The 16,854-nt window shown below is 50.4% G+C and carries 19 protein-coding genes; 9 read left to right on the top strand and 10 right to left on the bottom strand.

All coding sequences use genetic code 11. From position 1 onward, the window contains the following. The first annotated feature begins 49 nt into the window (after nt 1–49). The 6 genes from EXY25_RS11905 (at nt 50) to EXY25_RS11880 (ending at nt 6,605) form a co-directional block, all read left to right on the top strand. Nucleotides 50–1,183 (top strand): MlaE family ABC transporter permease, encoded by a 1,134-nt coding sequence (locus EXY25_RS11905; RefSeq protein WP_165419346.1) that lies wholly within the window; start codon nt 50–52, stop codon nt 1,181–1,183. Continuing rightward, nucleotides 1,180–1,941 carry an ABC transporter ATP-binding protein gene (locus EXY25_RS11900; protein WP_130566937.1) on the top strand — a complete coding sequence of 254 codons (762 nt, stop codon included), beginning with the start codon at nt 1,180–1,182 and terminating at the stop codon, nt 1,939–1,941. Before EXY25_RS11905 ends, EXY25_RS11900 begins: the two co-directional genes overlap by 4 nt. Before the next feature lies 1 nt (nt 1,942). Beyond that, a complete protein-coding gene (locus tag EXY25_RS11895; protein ID WP_130566936.1) occupies nt 1,943–2,947 on the top strand; it encodes an MlaD family protein in 1,005 nt (334 codons plus the stop codon). 28 nt (nt 2,948–2,975) lie between these two features. Next, complete coding sequence (locus tag EXY25_RS11890) at nt 2,976–3,560, top strand: PqiC family protein (RefSeq protein WP_165419345.1); 585 nt, start codon at nt 2,976–2,978, stop codon at nt 3,558–3,560. A gap of 80 nt (nt 3,561–3,640) precedes the next feature. Next, nucleotides 3,641–6,070 (top strand): glycerol-3-phosphate 1-O-acyltransferase PlsB, encoded by a 2,430-nt coding sequence (plsB, locus tag EXY25_RS11885; protein ID WP_130566934.1) that lies wholly within the window; start codon nt 3,641–3,643, stop codon nt 6,068–6,070. A gap of 145 nt (nt 6,071–6,215) precedes the next feature. After that, nucleotides 6,216–6,605 (top strand): hypothetical protein, encoded by a 390-nt coding sequence (locus tag EXY25_RS11880; RefSeq protein WP_114337700.1) that lies wholly within the window; start codon nt 6,216–6,218, stop codon nt 6,603–6,605. Nucleotides 6,606–6,653: 48 nt separating this feature from the next. Here the strand turns inward: EXY25_RS11880 and ubiA are convergent, their stop codons facing one another. Both ubiA and EXY25_RS11870 read right to left on the bottom strand, forming a co-directional pair. Continuing rightward, nucleotides 6,654–7,514, bottom strand: a complete 861-nt coding sequence (ubiA, locus tag EXY25_RS11875; protein ID WP_130566933.1) for a 4-hydroxybenzoate octaprenyltransferase — start codon at nt 7,512–7,514, stop codon at nt 6,654–6,656. Between the two features lie 5 nt (nt 7,515–7,519). Then, the gene (locus tag EXY25_RS11870) at nt 7,520–8,092 is read right to left on the bottom strand and encodes a chorismate--pyruvate lyase family protein (RefSeq protein ID WP_130566932.1); all 573 of its coding nucleotides are present in this window, start codon (nt 8,090–8,092) and stop codon (nt 7,520–7,522) included. 176 nt (nt 8,093–8,268) lie between these two features. On the opposite strand from EXY25_RS11870, the gene EXY25_RS11865 reads away from it, so the two are divergent. Then, nucleotides 8,269–8,673, top strand: coding sequence for a flagellar basal body-associated protein FliL (locus EXY25_RS11865; RefSeq protein WP_240695235.1), 405 nt, complete (start codon nt 8,269–8,271; stop codon nt 8,671–8,673). Between the two features lie 52 nt (nt 8,674–8,725). On the opposite strand, the gene glpG is transcribed toward EXY25_RS11865, so the two are convergent. The 8 genes from glpG to EXY25_RS11825 form a co-directional block, all read right to left on the bottom strand. Further along, the gene (glpG, locus tag EXY25_RS11860; protein WP_165419344.1) at nt 8,726–9,577 is read right to left on the bottom strand and encodes a rhomboid family intramembrane serine protease GlpG; all 852 of its coding nucleotides are present in this window, start codon (nt 9,575–9,577) and stop codon (nt 8,726–8,728) included. 78 nt (nt 9,578–9,655) lie between these two features. Next, the gene (gene glpE / locus EXY25_RS11855; protein WP_114337695.1) at nt 9,656–10,000 is read right to left on the bottom strand and encodes a thiosulfate sulfurtransferase GlpE; all 345 of its coding nucleotides are present in this window, start codon (nt 9,998–10,000) and stop codon (nt 9,656–9,658) included. A gap of 86 nt (nt 10,001–10,086) precedes the next feature. Then, complete coding sequence (locus EXY25_RS11850; RefSeq protein ID WP_130566930.1) at nt 10,087–10,287, bottom strand: hypothetical protein; 201 nt, start codon at nt 10,285–10,287, stop codon at nt 10,087–10,089. 124 nt (nt 10,288–10,411) lie between these two features. Then, entirely contained in the window at nt 10,412–11,440 is a 1,029-nt protein-coding gene (gene tdh, locus EXY25_RS11845; RefSeq protein ID WP_130566981.1) for an L-threonine 3-dehydrogenase, read from the bottom strand. Nucleotides 11,441–11,445: 5 nt separating this feature from the next. Next, nucleotides 11,446–12,642 carry a glycine C-acetyltransferase gene (locus EXY25_RS11840; protein ID WP_130566929.1) on the bottom strand — a complete coding sequence of 399 codons (1,197 nt, stop codon included), beginning with the start codon at nt 12,640–12,642 and terminating at the stop codon, nt 11,446–11,448. 199 nt (nt 12,643–12,841) lie between these two features. Then, on the bottom strand, nt 12,842–13,117 hold the full coding sequence (locus EXY25_RS11835; RefSeq protein WP_130566928.1) for a putative quinol monooxygenase: 276 nt from the start codon (nt 13,115–13,117) through the stop codon (nt 12,842–12,844). Between the two features lie 117 nt (nt 13,118–13,234). Continuing rightward, complete coding sequence (locus EXY25_RS11830) at nt 13,235–13,546, bottom strand: hypothetical protein (RefSeq protein ID WP_130566927.1); 312 nt, start codon at nt 13,544–13,546, stop codon at nt 13,235–13,237. A 130-nt stretch (nt 13,547–13,676) separates the two neighbouring features. Then, entirely contained in the window at nt 13,677–14,513 is an 837-nt protein-coding gene (locus tag EXY25_RS11825) for an HDOD domain-containing protein (RefSeq protein ID WP_130566926.1), read from the bottom strand. 200 nt (nt 14,514–14,713) lie between these two features. On the opposite strand from EXY25_RS11825, the gene pyrC reads away from it, so the two are divergent. Together pyrC and EXY25_RS11815 are read left to right on the top strand one after the other, a co-directional pair. After that, nucleotides 14,714–15,748 carry a dihydroorotase gene (pyrC, locus tag EXY25_RS11820; RefSeq protein WP_130566925.1) on the top strand — a complete coding sequence of 345 codons (1,035 nt, stop codon included), beginning with the start codon at nt 14,714–14,716 and terminating at the stop codon, nt 15,746–15,748. A 155-nt stretch (nt 15,749–15,903) separates the two neighbouring features. Beyond that, the gene (locus tag EXY25_RS11815; RefSeq protein ID WP_130566924.1) at nt 15,904–16,752 is read left to right on the top strand and encodes an MBL fold metallo-hydrolase; all 849 of its coding nucleotides are present in this window, start codon (nt 15,904–15,906) and stop codon (nt 16,750–16,752) included. Nucleotides 16,753–16,854: the final 102 nt, after the last annotated feature.

The raw sequence follows: 16,854 nt of genomic DNA, 5'->3' as shown, positions 1-16,854 counted from the left end.
TGCGGCAGACTCAAGGACATTACGTAGGGCTTTTCAAGGTGAAAGTGACGTGCATGAGCTGAACATCAGGCGAACTGATGACGGTACTGGCTGGCTGTTAGAGTTGACAGGTGACTGGGTATTACGCCGTGGCGATCATCGGGTTGACGATCTACTACAAGCCCTAAAATCAAAAGTCACTCCAGATGAAACGCTCATATTCGTCGACGCCGACATTGGCTGCTGGAACAGTGCGCTGGTGGTGCTTATTCGCCGTGTCAGTGAATATGCAAAAGCGCATCGACTGCATGTAGATGTCAGTCGCCTGCCTCAAGGCGCACAGCAGCTTCTGGCGCTGGCAGAGTCACAATCTAATGCGGCCAATAGACCAAACCAAACAACTTACCAGCCGACCTTTGCTGAGCGCATAGGTAACTCGGTCTTGGCGAGCTGGGAAAACATCTTAGTCAGTTTCAGTTTCATCGGCGCGCTGATCAGCGCCGTTGGCAAACTCTGCGTCGGCAAAGCCGAGATACGTGCCAAGGACGTGTACGACTGTATGCATGACGCCGGTCCCGCTGCCTTTGGCATTGTCGCCTTAATTAGCATCCTGATCGGCATGATCTTAGCCTTCGTTGGCGCCGTGCAGTTACAACAGTTCGGCGCATCTATCTTCGTCGCCTCTCTTGTTGCGCTGGGTATGGCACGTGAAATGGGCGCGATGATGACAGCGATTATTATGGCGGGCCGCACAGGCGCGAGTTACGCCGCGCAGTTGGGCAGCATGCAGGTGAATGAAGAGATCGACGCACTCACAACCATGGGTCTTAGACCCATCGAATTTTTGGTGCTCCCCCGCTTTATCGCGCTGTTAATCATGCTGCCGTTGCTTACCGTTTTTTCCATGGCGCTAGGTATTCTTGGTGGCGCGCTAGTATCTCAGTTAATGCTCGATATCTCATTCACCCAATTTGTGGAACAGATGACCACCACGGTGCCGTTACGCCACTTCGCTATTGGCTTACTTAAAAGTGTGCTATTCGCACTGGTAATCGCTGTTGCAGGCTGTATGAATGGCATTAATTGCGGACGTAATGCAATGGCCGTGGGGCAAGCAACTACCCGCTCTGTGGTATCGGCCATCGTGTTTATTATTGTGGTGGACGCCATCGTCACCATTACAACAACATTGATCGGTATATGAAGCAAAAGCATATTGAAATACGCGATCTCACCATGGCCTACGGCGATCGCGTGATCCAACAAGATCTCAACTTCACCATTGATGGTGGCGACATATTTATCATCATGGGGGGGAGCGGCTGCGGCAAAAGCACACTCATGAAACATATGATCGGTCTATTGACCCCAGCCAAAGGTGAAGTCTTATTCAATGACCAAGCAATGTGGAGTTGTAACGAGCAGCAACGCCAAGCGATGACCCAAAAATTTGGGGTAACCTATCAATCTGGGGCATTGATCAGCTCAATGACCTTAGAAGAGAATATCGCATTACCATTAGAGACCTATACCAACCTCACCCATAAAGATATTCGCGATCTTATTTCACTAAAGTTAACTCTGGTTGGCTTAGAGGGATATGAAAAATACTATCCTTCAGAGATAAGCGGAGGGATGGCAAAGCGCGCAGCACTGGCTCGCGCCATTGCATTAGACCCAGAGGTGCTGTTTTTTGATGAGCCTTCAGCCGGACTCGACCCGATCAGTGCCCGCCTGCTGGATGATTTAATCTTACAGTTACGAGACAGTTTAGGCGCAACCGTCGTAATGGTGACCCATGAGCTGGCCAGCATTTTTGCCATCGGCACCAACTCAGTGTTTCTCGATCCAGAAACCAAAACGATGATTGCTCAAGGGGATCCCAATGAATTACTGGCAAATTGCGATGACCATCGAGTGCAAATGTTTCTGCGCCGGGGCGATTTAAAGGAGAGCAACTAAGATGGGACACAATGCGACAGCAGCACGCATAGGGATATTTGTGATTTTTGCCGCCACATTGATGGTCATCGGCATCATCATGTTCAGCTCCGACCAATTTTTCTCAAAACATGACCGCTATGTCACGGTATTCCGCGGCTCTGTACAAGGGCTGGCTAAAGGCTCACCGGTCTCATTTCAAGGGGTAAAAATCGGCGAGGTAGTTGACGTTCGTATCCATTATTCTGCCAAGAACAGTGAGTTGTTGGTACCAGTCGTGATGGATGTCAGTGCCGAGCTGTTGGATAACTTCTTTGAAGGTGTAGCACCTAAAGATATGGAGCGCGCCAATCGCGGCATCCGTGCCAAACTGGTCACCCAAAGTATGGTGACCGGCCGACTGATGGTGCAGATCGACTACGAGCCGGAACAACAAGGAGAGTTGCACCCGACCGACCTAAATTACCCTCAAATCCCAACAGTACCGTCAGATCTGGAACTGGTTCGACAGGCACTGTCGTCCACCTTGAGCAAAGTAGCCAAGATGCCTTTGGATGAGATCGCAAATAATCTCAATGAGTTGCTAGGACAAGTGAAGAGAATCACTGAAAGCCCGAAGTTTAATCGTGGGGTCGACAGCTTGGAAGAGGCCAGTGTGCAGCTGAACGCTCTGTTAACCCGCCTGAACCAAGACTTACCGGCGTTGAGCCAGCAGATGCAAGTCACCTTGGGGGATTTCCAACAAACAGCCAAGAGTGTTTCCCATCTCAGCCAAAGCGCCGAAGCCTTAGTAGATACCAGCGCGCAAACTATCGCTCAAGGCAATGAAACATTAGCCAAGATTGATCAGACATTGGCGCAAGCCGAAGCCACACTGCTGACCTATCAACAACTGGCCGATAATGATTCACAACTCAAGGTCAGCGCGGAACAAAGCTTGAACAATCTCAATGCGACGCTTAAAAGTGCCCGCAGCTTGTTAGACACCCTGCAACGTCGCCCCGAAGCAGTAATATTTGGAAAATAAAACAGGGTCAATGCACCCCGGAGTCATTATGCGCAATCGTTTGTCTTGGATAACGGCCTTAATCATTTTCGCTGGCACCAGCCTCAGTGGGTGCAGTAGCTCAGGTCCGACCGATTACTATCTATTATCAGCCGACGCTAAAAGTGCAACTGTACCGGCACCTGATCTGGCTTTGACCGTTGGCCCTGTCTACCTCGCTGACTATCTGCAACGTCAAGGGATGGTTGCCCGAAGCACAGCAGTAAACTACCAGATCAGTGACCATGATCTCTGGGCCAGTCAGTTAGATAACGACATCAATATCGTGCTGCTCAAAAACCTGCAAACTATCACTGGCAGCTCTCAGTTGCGCCCTTTCGGTGTCATCGGCGTGGCTCCACAGCCGTCCCTGCGAATAAAAATAGACAGGCTCGACAGTGATAGCCAAGGCATCGCCCGGTTAGAAGGTAGTTGGCAACTGCTGTCGAGCGACCATAAAGAGTTACGCTACGAGACCTTCGCCCTGAACACATCAGCAGAATCGACAACAGAGAGCCAAGTGAACGCCATTAGCCAGCTTATCAGTGAACTAAGTGAAGCCATTGCGAAGGCATTAACAACGGACCCGTCATGATCCAGATGCAAGCTATCTGGACGATTTTCTGCTATCTTCCGCCCAATAGTCTGGAATAAATAACTCGTTGAAATATCACTATGGCCGAGCGAAAGCGTTGGTTCCACTCCCTGCTTGAACTGCCTGTCCGCCTGTTGGTGAAAGGCACTCCTATCCCTGAAAGTCCGGTAGAAGAGCATCTGCTCGATCCGGAAAAGCCAATCGTCTATCTACTAAAAGATGACAGCCACACCGACAAAGTGGCGTTGGCGAGGCGCTGTAAGGCTTTGGGCCTACCAGACCCATTTGAACCGCTGCAAATTGATGGCCGCGAACAATCTCGGGTCATCTCCGTGGAGAAGGCCAGCCGTTGGCTAAACAGTGACGATGCAGGCTTACCGTTCCGTACTCAGGTACTGGGTATTTTGGAAGCGCACCGGCGTAGCGACGAGCTCGATGTACAGATCGTGCCAACCGGGGTTTACTGGGGCCGTGCGCCCGGTAAAGAGAAACCATCATTACTCGCGGGGCTTGGCGATAAAAGCTCACCTAACTGGTTCCGGAAAATGATGCTGGTACTGTTGCTAGGGCGCGATAGCTTTATCCGCTTCAGCAAACCGGTATCACTGCGGCAGATGGCCGATGACTTTGGCATCAATGACCGCACCGCGCACCGTATCGTCCGAGTAGCACGGGTGCATTTCTATCGTCAACGACTGATGGTTACCGGCCCTCGACTCGCCGATCGCCAAGCGATGTTTGAGCAGATAGTTGCCACGCCAGCAATGCGCAAAGCGATCGCCGAAGAGGTGCAAGCCAAAAGCAAGAGTGAAGAGGACGCCCGCGCCGAAGCGATCAAATACCTTGATGAGATCGCCGCAAACTACTCCAGTAACATGATCCGCGTGGTTGACCGTATCATGACTTGGCTGTGGAACCGTATTTATCGCGGTATCAAAGTCAGCAATGCTGAACAGGTACGCACCCTCGCACAATCCGGGCATGAGCTGGTCTATGTTCCCTGCCACCGCAGTCACATGGACTACTTGCTACTCAGTTATGTGCTCTATTACGAAGGCTTGGTACCTCCCCATATCGCCGCTGGCGTTAATTTGAATTTCTGGCCTGCCGGTCCACTATTCCGCCGGGGCGGCGCTTTCTTTATGCGGCGCTCATTCCGTGGCAACAAGCTATATAGTGCTGTGTTTCGTGAATACCTGGCCCTCCTGTTTCAAAAAGGCTATTCAGTGGAATATTTCACTGAAGGTGGCCGTAGCCGCACCGGCCGCTTGTTACCCCCCAAAACCGGCATGCTGGCGATGACAGTACAAACCCTGTTGCGTGGTGGCTGCGATCGCCCTATCACTTTGGTGCCTGTCTATTTAGGCTATGAACATGTGATGGAAATCGGCACCTACATGAAGGAGCTGAAAGGCAAGCGCAAAGAGAAAGAGAGCGCATGGCAGGTGCTAAGTGCGGTGAGAAAACTTCGCAATTTTGGCCTTGGGTATGTCAACTTTGGCAAGCCGATCTCGCTAACCAACTTTATGAATGATAAAGCACCGGAATGGCGTGACTCGATCAATGAACTAGAAGTACAGAAGCCCAGTTGGTTAACGCCAACCGTTAACCAACTCAGTCAGCAAGTGATGCGCGAAATTAATAATGCCGGGGCACTGAATCCGATCAACCTGTGCGCGTTGTCACTACTTTGTGCTGAGCAACGCTCGTTAAGCCGCAAAGCGCTGGAAGCCCAGATCACACTCTATCTAGAGCTGATCCGCCAGGTACCGTACCACAGCCAAACCACGGTACCGGAAGAGGACGCGAAGGCATTGGTAAGCCATGCGATTGAACTGGACAAATTCAGTGTAGTGGAAGACGGTATTGGCGAGATCATCAGTCTCGAAGGTAAAAACGCCGTGCTGATGACCTATTACCGCAATAACATTATTCATATGTTTGCCCTGCCCAGCCTCATCGCCAGTTGCGTGCTGAGACACCGACAGTTAAGTGAAGAGTCCCTCTATCGTACGGTCAGCGAAATCTACCCCATGCTCAAGGCCGAGCTATTTATGGATTGGGATGAAGAAGGGTTGAAGCAACAATTTGCAGGGCAGCTCAATGCGCTGGAAAACCTTGGCCTGATCACGCGCAAAGGCGAGCTATTGCAAGTGCCTGAACATCGTTCAAGTAAGCGCAATCAGCTTATTCTGCTGGCGAATATCATTCAGGAAACCCTGCAGCGCTACACCATCACTTTAGCGCAACTCACCCACAATCCGGGTTTAGAGCGCGGGCAACTGGAGTCCAGTAGCCAGAAGATCGCTGAGCGCCTGGCTTCATTGCATGGCATCAGTGCGCCAGAGTTTTTTGATAAGAAAGTGTTCTCAATCTTTATCAGCTCGTTGCGAGAAGGCGGCTACATGGATGAGGCCGAAGGACCAGCCAAGATAAAGAGCCTGCATCAGACCATCTCAATGTTGCTGGCGACAGAAGTACATCAAACTATTGATGAAGCCGTGGCTTAGCCTCACAAACATGACCATTCAGATCAACAAGCGTTGCATCATGTTGATCTGAATGGCTTAAATAGATATTGCTCTTAGTATACTATCAGCCCTCGATCTAAGGCACGCAGGAACCGCGTCGCCCGTTCAAATGAAAGGACGTTACATGAACAAAAAACAGAAACTGTCATTATTGGCCATGGCTGCAGGTTTGATTTCAGCCACATCATCCGCCATAGCAGAGCCTTGCACGGCACAACAAACCTCAACGGTCCACTTGACCTATATAGAAAAAATAGACTCTGTTGATGCCGGGACGTTGGTTAAACAATATACCGATCGTCTCAGAGATATCACCAAAAGCTCAGCATTCACGAATACCTCGCCTATTGCTGAGTACGTCTCTTTGCAGAAACCAGCTGACGGTGAACAGCAAGACATAGTCATATCGCTAAGTCTTAATTTTACTCATTCGTACGATGCAATTAGTCAGCTAGTGACCAGTAAAGACTACCTTTCGCTGGATATTTCCACAGAAAACTCTCTCTGCCCCTAAAGACAGAAAAAGTAAAAAGCATAATGGTGTATCGGCCTTAGATAAGGCCTACATCAGATAGCTGGTCAACAATCCTAAAGAAAGTACCCATCCGACCCGGTTATTAGCGAGGAATGCTTGAAAGCAAGCATTCCTCTCTCGCGCTTTGACCTGTACATGTTGAGAAATAAACAAGAGTGCGGCAATTAGTAGACTTAACCAGGCAGCCCAACCTAAATCCAGCTCTGTGAATAGCAAGGCTAGCAAGAGTAAAGTCATACTTTGCAATACACCGATCGCCAGCAAATCGTAACGCCCAAACAGTCGCGCAGTCGACTTGATCCCGACCTTCTCATCATCATCCCGATCAACCATGGCGTATAGGGTGTCATAAGCCACCGTCCAGCTCAGATTGGCGGCAAACAACCACCAAGCATAGCGCGGGACTTCTCCGAGAACGGCTGCAAATGCCATTGGTATCGCCCAACTAAAGGCTGCGCCTAACACCACCTGCGGAAGATTAGTAAAGCGCTTAGTAAAGGGGTAACAAGCAGCAAGTACTAGACCACCAACACTTAAAACGATGGTAAAAGTATTCAGTGTCAGCACTAATAAGAAAGCAAAAAACGACAGCACTAAGAACAGTCCCAATGCCTCTTTTGCGCTGGCTTCGCCCGTTACCAACGGCCGTTGTTGGGTGCGCGTCACATACCCATCAAAGTTTCTGTCGGCAAAATCGTTAATCACACATCCAGCCGAGCGCATCAAGAACACACCCAAGCCAAATACCACCAGTAGGTGCCACTCTGGCACACCTTGAGCCGCAATCAGTAAAGCCCACAACGTCGGCCAAAGTAGCAATAAAGTGCCAATAGGGCGATCCACTCGCATCAGGCGCCCATAGGCCGATAGCTTCTGCGCAATCTCCACCTTACTTACTCCTCAGCATAGGCAGCACAGTCGGGTAAAAACATTTCGCTGACCAGCAAAGCACCTGCAGGCAACAAAAAACGGGAGCGTCGTCCCCACAGATCCCTTTGCTTATCTGCGCCCCACAGCAGGGCCGATTTAGACAGCGGATGATCTGCCGCTAAATGAGTCACCTCAACGGCATCTCGCACCATACCCGGCGTGGCAAACAATAAGGCACCCAACGGCCGCTCACCAAGTTGCTGTAGCTCTTGTCCCTGAGACAGGGTAGCTAACGGCACCACCGTGCGAGCAAAGACCCAAGGTTTATCATCACAAAACAGGATAACTTCACGGACAAACCCTTCGCTGTCAGCGGTTGCTAGTTGTGACTGTTCATCCGCGCTCAAAGCCAGATAAGACTCCCCTAACACACGGACAGAGAAATCCTGACAATGTCGCTTCAAACGGGCCGTTAATGAGGTGCTATCCAACAACCAGTCAGCCATCCGCACGGAGTGCAGATCTTGTTGTTTTATGGGGCTCCATTGGGTCGTAAGACCGAAAGGAAAATGGCGAGATAACTCTTGCTTGCTCACAATCACTAAATAACTGGTAATAATCGCCGATATAGTAACAGGAACCCGTTGAAAAGCTGAATAATGGACAATAATAGTGTCAGAGTTTGATACGGAAGCTTGGCGTAAGCCATCAACCCCTTTAGACTTCCCTCAAAGAGATTAGAACCGCCGTGATTGGCAGCAGGAGAAACGTGGTGAAATGTCGGCAACTACTTATGGCCATCTGTATCAGCTTAGTGATGAGCCTGTCGTCAAAAGTGGCGTTGGCAGATGACAGTACTTTTATGTATTACGGCTTCGAGCCTGACATCATTACTAACTACCTGAGCACAGGAAAGAAAGTTGGCTTTGTTCGCGTCACCATCGAGTTGATGGCTCAAGGCGAAACCAACTTGAAAATCATACAGCACCACGCGCCGTTACTGCGTGCCGCTCTGGTTGACGTATTGGGTCGCCAGCCTGAAGACAGGGTTAAATCGTTAGCCGGACGCGAAGAGATCCGTAAGCTGTGCTTTAACACCGTCAATCAACTGCTGAAAAAGGAAACCGGTCAAGAGCTGGCAACCGAGCTACTGTTTACCAAATATATTTATCACTAAAAACACGGCCTCATAGCGCCATGGGGTGACATCGAAGGCTTGGCTGATCAGCTTATTCCGCCAAGCCTTTTTTATTGATACTACGAGTCGCCGCATAGCCAGCGCCCACCAGCAAGCCACCGAAATGCGCCATATTAGCCATCGGCGGACCAAACCAACCGAGAAAACCGATCACCAACCATATCAACATAAACCCCGTGAGTCCGGGGGTCAGCGACAATCCCACTGTTGGTGCCATCATTCCGCGTACCCAGACGTAACCAAACAGACCATAAACCACCCCTGACAAACCACCAAAGTTGGGGCCACTCAATAGAAATTGAGCGAAGTTTGGCAGCGCGGCAGTTAATAGAAACAGTATCAACAGCGGCCGGCTTCCCTCTTTCTGTTCCAGCTGTCCTCCCAGATACCACCACCACAGCGCATTCATAATCAGGTGCATAAAACTGAAATGGATAAACGCCGGCGTTAACCAGCGCCATTGCTGCCATCCAGTCAATGCGTCGATGGAAGGAAAGAACTGCAGCCAATACCGGACATAGCCCAGCATACCTAAGAAAGAGAACAGGAAAACAACAGCGCAGATAGCCAACACAATCAGGTTGACCGGCCCAGCATGGAGCAGAAAATTACGCATCAAACCGGTGCCGGGTGCACCGTAATCAAACCGCACGCCAGCGTTATCACTGCGCTCCCACGACGCTGCCATATAGCGCGGATGACTCGGGTTTTCGGCAAATTTCTGTAGCTCACTACGAACGTGGGATTCTTGCCCCGGATCGTGCAACAACAGCATTACCCCCTGCCCTTCCGGTCGCAACTGGCAAGCAATGCTTTGGGTAGCTAGATAATCAACGAAGGCTTGGGCAGCACGGGGAGAAGATAACGTGGCGATTTCTATCACAGCGACACCTAGGGTAATGAGATAACGCCATTATGCCTCACTCTGAGCGGGAACTCATACTCTGGCCGTTGCGGCCAGCTAAGGAGCGATTGGCGCGTCATCAGGATCGGGCGCCACATAGGGCAACTGGCGACGCCACGCTTCAAAACCACCATCCATGCTATACACCTGCTCGAAACCCTGCTGTGCCATATACTGCGCAGCCCCTTGGCTACTGATACCGTGATAGCAAACCACAATCAGTGGACGGTCAAAATCAGCGTCGGCCATAAAGTTCGACAATGAACCGTTGGTAAGATGAACAGATCCTTGAATATGGCCCGCAGCGAAACTGTTTTCATCACGGATATCAACCACGGTCGCCTCATCGGCATCCAGCAGTTGTTGGGTTTGCATAACATCGATATGTTGAAACTCGCTCATGACGACTCCTTCTTGGCGAAGGGAGATTCTACGTGAGCTAAGCACAGATAAACACCCAAGGAATCTAGGGGGTTAATCTAGCCCGTCTATTCGACCAGGTTAATTTTAGACTCTGGCGTCGATGACCAGCGTGATACCAGTTTCAGCATACCCGCTTCAACCCCGGAGCCTTGGCAGCCGGGACAATCGATCAGCTCACGATACAAGCCCTCGATACCGCGGTGGCTAATTAAGGTAAAGATACCTGTACCTTCACATTCGGCACACACTCGAGTCTGGCTTAGCATAGTCATTGTTCCTCTGTCGCCACAGACAAATGGGTGCCGACTCAATGTCAGCACCGCAATTGCTGTGCACTCTAGCAACCAACTACTGCAGATTTATGACCGTACGCTAAAGCAAATACTGCTGTCAGTCGCTCCAATCCAGGATCACCTTGCCACATTGACCAGAGACCATGGCATCGAAGCCAAGCTGAAAATCATTGATATCAAAACGATGGGTGATCACCGGCGAAATATTCAAACCAGACTGCAACAGGCTAGCCATTTTGTACCAGGTCTCGAACATCTCTCGACCATAAATACCTTTGATCTCAAGCCCTTTGAAGATCACCTGATTCCAATCGATAGCCATGTCCGATGGCGGGATCCCCAACAACGCAATTTTGCCGCCATGGTTCATCTTGTCCAGCATCGCGGAAAAGGCACTCGGCACACCCGACATCTCCATACCGACATCAAAACCTTCGGTCATACCCAGCTCAACCATCACATCAGACAATGATTCTTTCGCCACATTGACTACTCGACTCGCCCCCATCTGCGCCGCCAGATTCAGACGATAATCATTCACGTCGGTGATCACCACATGACGAGCACCACAATGGCGGGCTATCGCCACCGCCATGATGCCGATCGGGCCTGCGCCGGTAATAAGTACATCTTCGCCAACTAAATCGAAACTTAGCGCGGTATGCACGGCGTTACCAAATGGGTCGAAGATAGACGCCAATTCATCACTGATCCCAGTAGGGATCTTGAATGCGTTATAAGCAGGGATCACCAGATAATCAGCGAATGCCCCCTGCCTATTCACGCCGACACCTACGGTATTTCGGCATAAGTGACGACGGCCGGCGCGGCAATTTCGACAGTGACCACAAGTAATATGTCCCTCTCCCGAAACACGATCGCCCTCGCTAAAGCCACGTACCTCTTGGCCCATAGCAACTACTTCACCAACATACTCATGGCCAACAATCATCGGCACAGGGATGGTGTTCTGCGACCACTCATCCCATTTATAGATATGCAGATCGGTACCGCAAATCGCTGTTTTCCGGATCTTAATCAGCAGATCGTTATGTCCCAATTCAGGTAACGGTGCCTCGGTCATCCAGATCCCAGGTGCCGCTTTGAGCTTGGCTAATCCTCGCATCATGGTCATGGGATCACCTTCAACTCTTTACCCACTTCAATAAATGCCGCGATCGCCTGATCAAGTTGTTGCTGGGTATGCGCCGCCGACATTTGTGTTCGAATGCGCGCCTTGTTCTGAGGCACCACTGGGAATGAAAAACCAATCACATAGACGCCGCGCTCCAGCATCTTGTCAGCCATAGTGCTCGCCAACTTGGCATCCCCTAGCATCACCGGCACGATGGCATGCTCAGCGCCAGCTAAGGTAAAGCCCGCAGCGGCCATTTTTTCACGGAAATACGCTGCATTCTGCTTTACCTGCTGACGCAGTTCGGCACTCTCTTTTAGCAGTTGCAGTACTTCCAATGAAGCGCCGACAATGGCGGGCGCTAGGGAGTTAGAAAACAGGTAGGGACGTGAACGCTGACGCAGCCAATCGATCACCTCTTTACGCGCGGCCGTATAACCGCCAGAAGCACCGCCCATCGCTTTACCCAGGGTGCCGGTAATAATGTCGACACGCGCCATCACATCACAATACTCATGACTGCCGCGTCCCTGCTCACCCACAAAACCAACGGCATGGGAGTCATCCACCATCACCAGCGCATTGTACTTGTCTGCCAAATCACAAATGCTCGCCAGATCAGCGATCACACCGTCCATGGAAAAGACGCCATCGGTGGCAATCAGTTTGGTTTCAACACCCGCGGCATCCGCCTGCTGCAGGCACTGCTCCAGCTCCGCCATATCATTGTTGCTATAACGGAAGCGTTTAGCCTTACACAATCGCACCCCATCAATGATCGATGCATGGTTCAGGGCATCAGAAATAATGGCGTCGTTTGGCCCCAACAGGGTTTCAAACAAGCCGCCGTTGGCATCGAAACAGGAGCTATACAGGATCGCATCTTCCATCCCCAGAAAAGCGGCAAGTTCGGTTTCTAGCTGCTTATGCAGATCTTGCGTACCACAAATGAAACGCACCGAAGCCATACCAAAACCATGGCTATCAAGCGCGGATTTCGCCGCACCAATCAACCGAGGATGATTGGCCAAGCCGAGGTAGTTATTGGCGCAGAAGTTAATCACCTCTTGTCCACCAGCCACCGCCATCGACGGCTGTTGCGCACTGGTGATCACCCGCTCATGCTTGTATAAGCCCTGCTCGGTGACGTCTTTTAGTTGTTGCTGAAGTCGATCGTAAAATGGTTGATTCATGCAGCGAGCCTCGTGGTAAAGAGCAGAAGTTAATCTACTGACTATTGTATGAGGCTAGCAGGGGTTAAGAGGATAGCGACTCGCGCTTTAATTACGTCAGTTTTAACTCCGAAATGTAAAGGGCAAGATACAGGGAATGAAATCAGGAGATAAGCACCGGCCAAGCCGCTGGAATAAGGTCGCATCCATCGCCTGCTCCTTATTCTATCAGCTCATAATGACGCTCAACATTGGTGGACACCTGGCCCCAATATGAAGCCTTCACTCTGGACTGATGAAATTCGAATGCGGCGCTGTCAGTGAACTCTTCATAAACATCAAATCTATTAGGTACCCGTAAGCTTTGGGTAACAGAAAACACCATGCAACCAGGCTCTTCCAGCGTCAGCTCGCGGTGCAGAACAAGCGCGTTTTTGACTAAATCAAGCTCCGCTTCAGGCACCAGAATATAGCCTTTGAGTATAATTTTTGACATCGTATTCTAATGCGAACCTCATACAAGGAAGCTACTGAGCGGTACTAAGAGTATGACTGGAACGCGATGCAACAATCTAGCTTGGTAAATGGGGTTAATTAACTGCGCAATAATGTTTTAAAGAGAAAATCTAGCCTTAAAAAATTTGTAGGCAGATTCCAGCAACTCGTACAACAACACCAACAGCCACAGCCCTGAAGCCAAAAAGAAAAACACCTTTAAATGACTCCCCAAACGGCCCAAGGTACCTGAATGTTGTGGAACAGGGCTGGTTAAAGCCGATTCACCGAATAAACCAACCGCACAGGCATGGCAATAGGTTTGCGCATTAACAACGAGCAATTCACTACTGGTGGCTTTCTTGTCGCAGCAAAAACACTTCATAACGGTCATGACTTCCAGACAATAACGCGTGCAAGAGACTGTCATCCACAATGAGCACTCCCTAAACGAACAGACAAGCCACTACTATACCCGCCAAAGTTTCTGGCGACGAGTTAGTCACCGCAAACACGGCATTAGACTGAAAATTGGCGGAAAAGATTAAGCCGTCGACGCTTTAACGATTGGCTAACGACTCAACCAACTGCTCTAGGCTGTCTTCAGTGAGATGCAGGTGTTCCGCCACAGGTTCGGCGACCTTCTCCCAGTCATGCTCGGTCACCAATGTTTCACTGGTACGCATCACCACTTGTCGTGCCACTTTCAGCACACACACCATGTCAGTGACTTTTTCGGGGGTAACCTCATCGTTAAACAGCTGTTCAGGTGTGTATTGCAGATAGATAGCTTCAGCGACCATTTCCGGTAGGTGCCATTTTTCAGCTAGACGAGCACCGATGGCAATATGACTGGTGCCATAACTGGCAATCTCTTCATCTACGACCACATCCCAGCCACTGCAATCAGCGGTAGCTTTAACCCGGCCATAGTCGTCGAAGTTATGCATCATGACCGGCACGCCAGCCATATGAAACAAACCAAGCAGATAAGCATGGTCGAGGTCATCGTGCATTTCTAAGGTAGAGGCGACCGCCATGCAGGTATGTGCCACATCCGACGCGGTTTCCCAAAATGCTTCCAGCTGATAGCTATCTGCGACCATATTGCGCAGTGCAACCGACCTGACCACAGCGTAGACACGATGCAAACCCAGTAGCATGACGGCTTGATGAATTGATTCGATGGTTTTTTCGCGCTTGTAGGCGGCAGAGTTGACGATCTGTAGCACGCCAGCAGCAATGCTGACATCTTTGGCAATGGCATCACCGATCACCCGAACATCAGGATCAGTTTGCTTCAGCTCGTTGCTGACCTGAATTAATACTTCTGGTCGCGGCGGTATCACCACATTTTCCAAGACTTTGCTTTCAGACTGGCCGGTTACAATCGCCATCAACAACTCCACAAAAATAGCTACAGTAGCCAGATTAGAGCAGAGCTAAGCAGTTGAAAAGTTATAGCTCACAAACTCGACAATTTGTCGGCAATTAATCGACACACAGACAACCGCCACGACACAGGTTAAAATAGGCGGATAATCGCTCGAGCCGTTTGACTAAGGCGGCCAATTTTATTGCAACCAAGGAGTAGCGCGTGGCAGATACGCTAACAATCACCCGACCAGATGACTGGCATATTCATTTACGTGATGAGGCGATGTTGGCAACCGCCGTTCCAGCCACCGCCAGAGTTTTTGCCAGAGCCATCGCGATGCCTAATCTGCAGCCTCCGGTAGTGACACCTGCAGATGCGCAAGCCTATTACCAGCGAATTCAAGCTGCTACGCCAGTAGACAGTGGTTTTACACCGCTGATGACCCTTTACCTGACCGACAACACAACGCCAGAGATGGTGCGAGAGGCTGCGGCACAAGGGATCGTAAAGGCTTGTAAGCTGTACCCAGCCAATGCCACCACCAACTCCGCTCACGGCGTCACCGATCTCGATGGGCTTGATGCCACTTTCGAAGCGATGGCTGAGGTTGGCTTATTGCTGTTGGTTCACGGTGAGGTCACCGCCGATGAAGTGGATGTATTCGATCGCGAAAAAGCGTTTATTGATGCCCATTTAAGCGGGATCGTCACTAAATATCCGCAACTGAAGGTCGTATTCGAACACATCACCACTGGCGATGCTGCAGAATTCGTACTGGCCAGCGGTAACAACGTGGCAGCCACGATCACGCCACAACATCTCATGTACAACCGCAACCATCTTTTGGTTGGCGGAATTAAGCCACACAACTACTGCTTACCAGTACTGAAACGTAATACTCATCAGCAAGCACTGCAAGCGGCGGTTGCCAGTGGTTCCAGTAAGTTCTTCCTCGGTACCGATTCCGCCCCACATCTGCAACACGCCAAAGAAAACGCCTGTGGCTGTGCCGGGTGTTACAGTGCGCCAGCAGCACTGGAACTGTACGCTGAGATCTTCGAGCAAATCGGTGCATTGGATAAACTGGAAGCCTTTGCCAGTTTCAATGGCCCAGATTTCTACGGTCTACCGCGCAATACGGATACCGTCACCTTGGTACGTGACCCGTGGCAGATCCCTGCGACAGTAGACGTTGCTGGCAAGCCGATGGTGCCATTCTATGCCGGTGAAACATTGCAGTGGCAGGTGCGCTAAGCGTCGCCTCTGAACTGTAAAACCATCAAAAGCCCGCGACTAACGCGGGCTTTTTTGTTGCCGTTGATCGCGACAGTGAATTACATCGTAAGCTGTTCTATTAAACGGCAATCATCTATCTTGGATGAGTCATCCTCTTTATACGGAAATGCACAATGAGATCTATTTGGCTGGGTTTACTTTCTATCTGCTTTAGTTATTCGGCGCTAGCCGATGATCGCTTCGCCGATGTTGAGATAGAAAAAACTGCACTACGTAACGGCGTGTATATGCTCACCGGTTCCGGGGGCAATATTGGCGCTTCAGCCGGCACCGATGGATTGCTCATCGTTGACGATCAATACGCGCCGTTAGCAGACAAAATCTCTGCGGTATTAAAAGAGCTATCACCGCAACCGCTGAAATACGTAGTGAATACCCACATGCATGGGGATCATACTGGTGGCAATGCCGAGTTTGGTAAATCCGCTACCATCTTCGCTCACCACCATGTGCTTGAGCGCTTGTCGCAAGATGACAGCTTGCCTCGCAGTGCGATGCCGGTCGTCACCTATGCCGACGGCGTGACTTTTCATTTCAATGACCTCACCATCGAAGTTCAGCACTACGCCAAAGGTCATACCGATGGCGATAGCGTAGTGTGGTTTAAGCAGGCCAACGTGTTGCACATGGGCGATCTGTTTTTTAACGGCAAATTTCCCTTTATCGATCTTAAACGCGGCGGTTCAGTGATGGGGTATCTAAATAACGTTAAAGCGCTTTATAGCCAAGTGAATAACGAAACTCAGATCATTCCCGGTCATGGCCCCCTCGCGGACAAAGCCGCGTTAGCAGTCAACATCGAGATGCTGGAAACCCACATTAGTTGGGTGAAAACAGCCAAAGCCGAAGGCAAGACACTCCAACAACTACTCGATGAAGGTGTGCCCGAGCAGTGGAAAAGCTGGTCATGGCGCTTTATCGATGAGAAGCGTTGGATAGAGACGTTATTTCAAGGGTTGTAACGATTCAGTTGAAGAGAAGAGAAGTTGGCACCACGTCAAATTCTCTTCGCTTGTCCGTCTAGATAGTAAAACAGCATCAGTCACAAACCGCTCGAATGACAC

This window comes from Corallincola spongiicola, from assembly GCF_004284785.1.
Lineage (GTDB): Bacteria > Pseudomonadota > Gammaproteobacteria > Enterobacterales > Neiellaceae > Corallincola > Corallincola holothuriorum.
This window is presented reverse-complemented; position numbering and strand designations above follow the sequence as displayed.

Coding starts and splice junctions, on each gene's coding strand:
- EXY25_RS11895 (WP_130566936.1), top strand. CDS start 1,943: ATGGGACACAATGCGACAGCAGCACGCATAGGGATATTTGTGATTTTT.
- glpE (WP_114337695.1), bottom strand. CDS start 10,000: ATGAGCGAGTTTCAACATATCGATGTTATGCAAACCCAACAACTGCTG.
- EXY25_RS11880 (WP_114337700.1), top strand. CDS start 6,216: ATGAACAAAAAACAGAAACTGTCATTATTGGCCATGGCTGCAGGTTTG.
- EXY25_RS11835 (WP_130566928.1), bottom strand. CDS start 13,117: ATGTCAAAAATTATACTCAAAGGCTATATTCTGGTGCCTGAAGCGGAG.
- EXY25_RS11850 (WP_130566930.1), bottom strand. CDS start 10,287: ATGCTAAGCCAGACTCGAGTGTGTGCCGAATGTGAAGGTACAGGTATC.
- plsB (WP_130566934.1), top strand. CDS start 3,641: ATGGCCGAGCGAAAGCGTTGGTTCCACTCCCTGCTTGAACTGCCTGTC.
- EXY25_RS11830 (WP_130566927.1), bottom strand. CDS start 13,546: ATGACAGTCTCTTGCACGCGTTATTGTCTGGAAGTCATGACCGTTATG.
- tdh (WP_130566981.1), bottom strand. CDS start 11,440: ATGCGAGGATTAGCCAAGCTCAAAGCGGCACCTGGGATCTGGATGACC.
- EXY25_RS11840 (WP_130566929.1), bottom strand. CDS start 12,642: ATGAATCAACCATTTTACGATCGACTTCAGCAACAACTAAAAGACGTC.
- EXY25_RS11900 (WP_130566937.1), top strand. CDS start 1,180: ATGAAGCAAAAGCATATTGAAATACGCGATCTCACCATGGCCTACGGC.
- EXY25_RS11815 (WP_130566924.1), top strand. CDS start 15,904: ATGAGATCTATTTGGCTGGGTTTACTTTCTATCTGCTTTAGTTATTCG.
- EXY25_RS11825 (WP_130566926.1), bottom strand. CDS start 14,513: ATGGCGATTGTAACCGGCCAGTCTGAAAGCAAAGTCTTGGAAAATGTG.
- EXY25_RS11890 (WP_165419345.1), top strand. CDS start 2,976: ATGCGCAATCGTTTGTCTTGGATAACGGCCTTAATCATTTTCGCTGGC.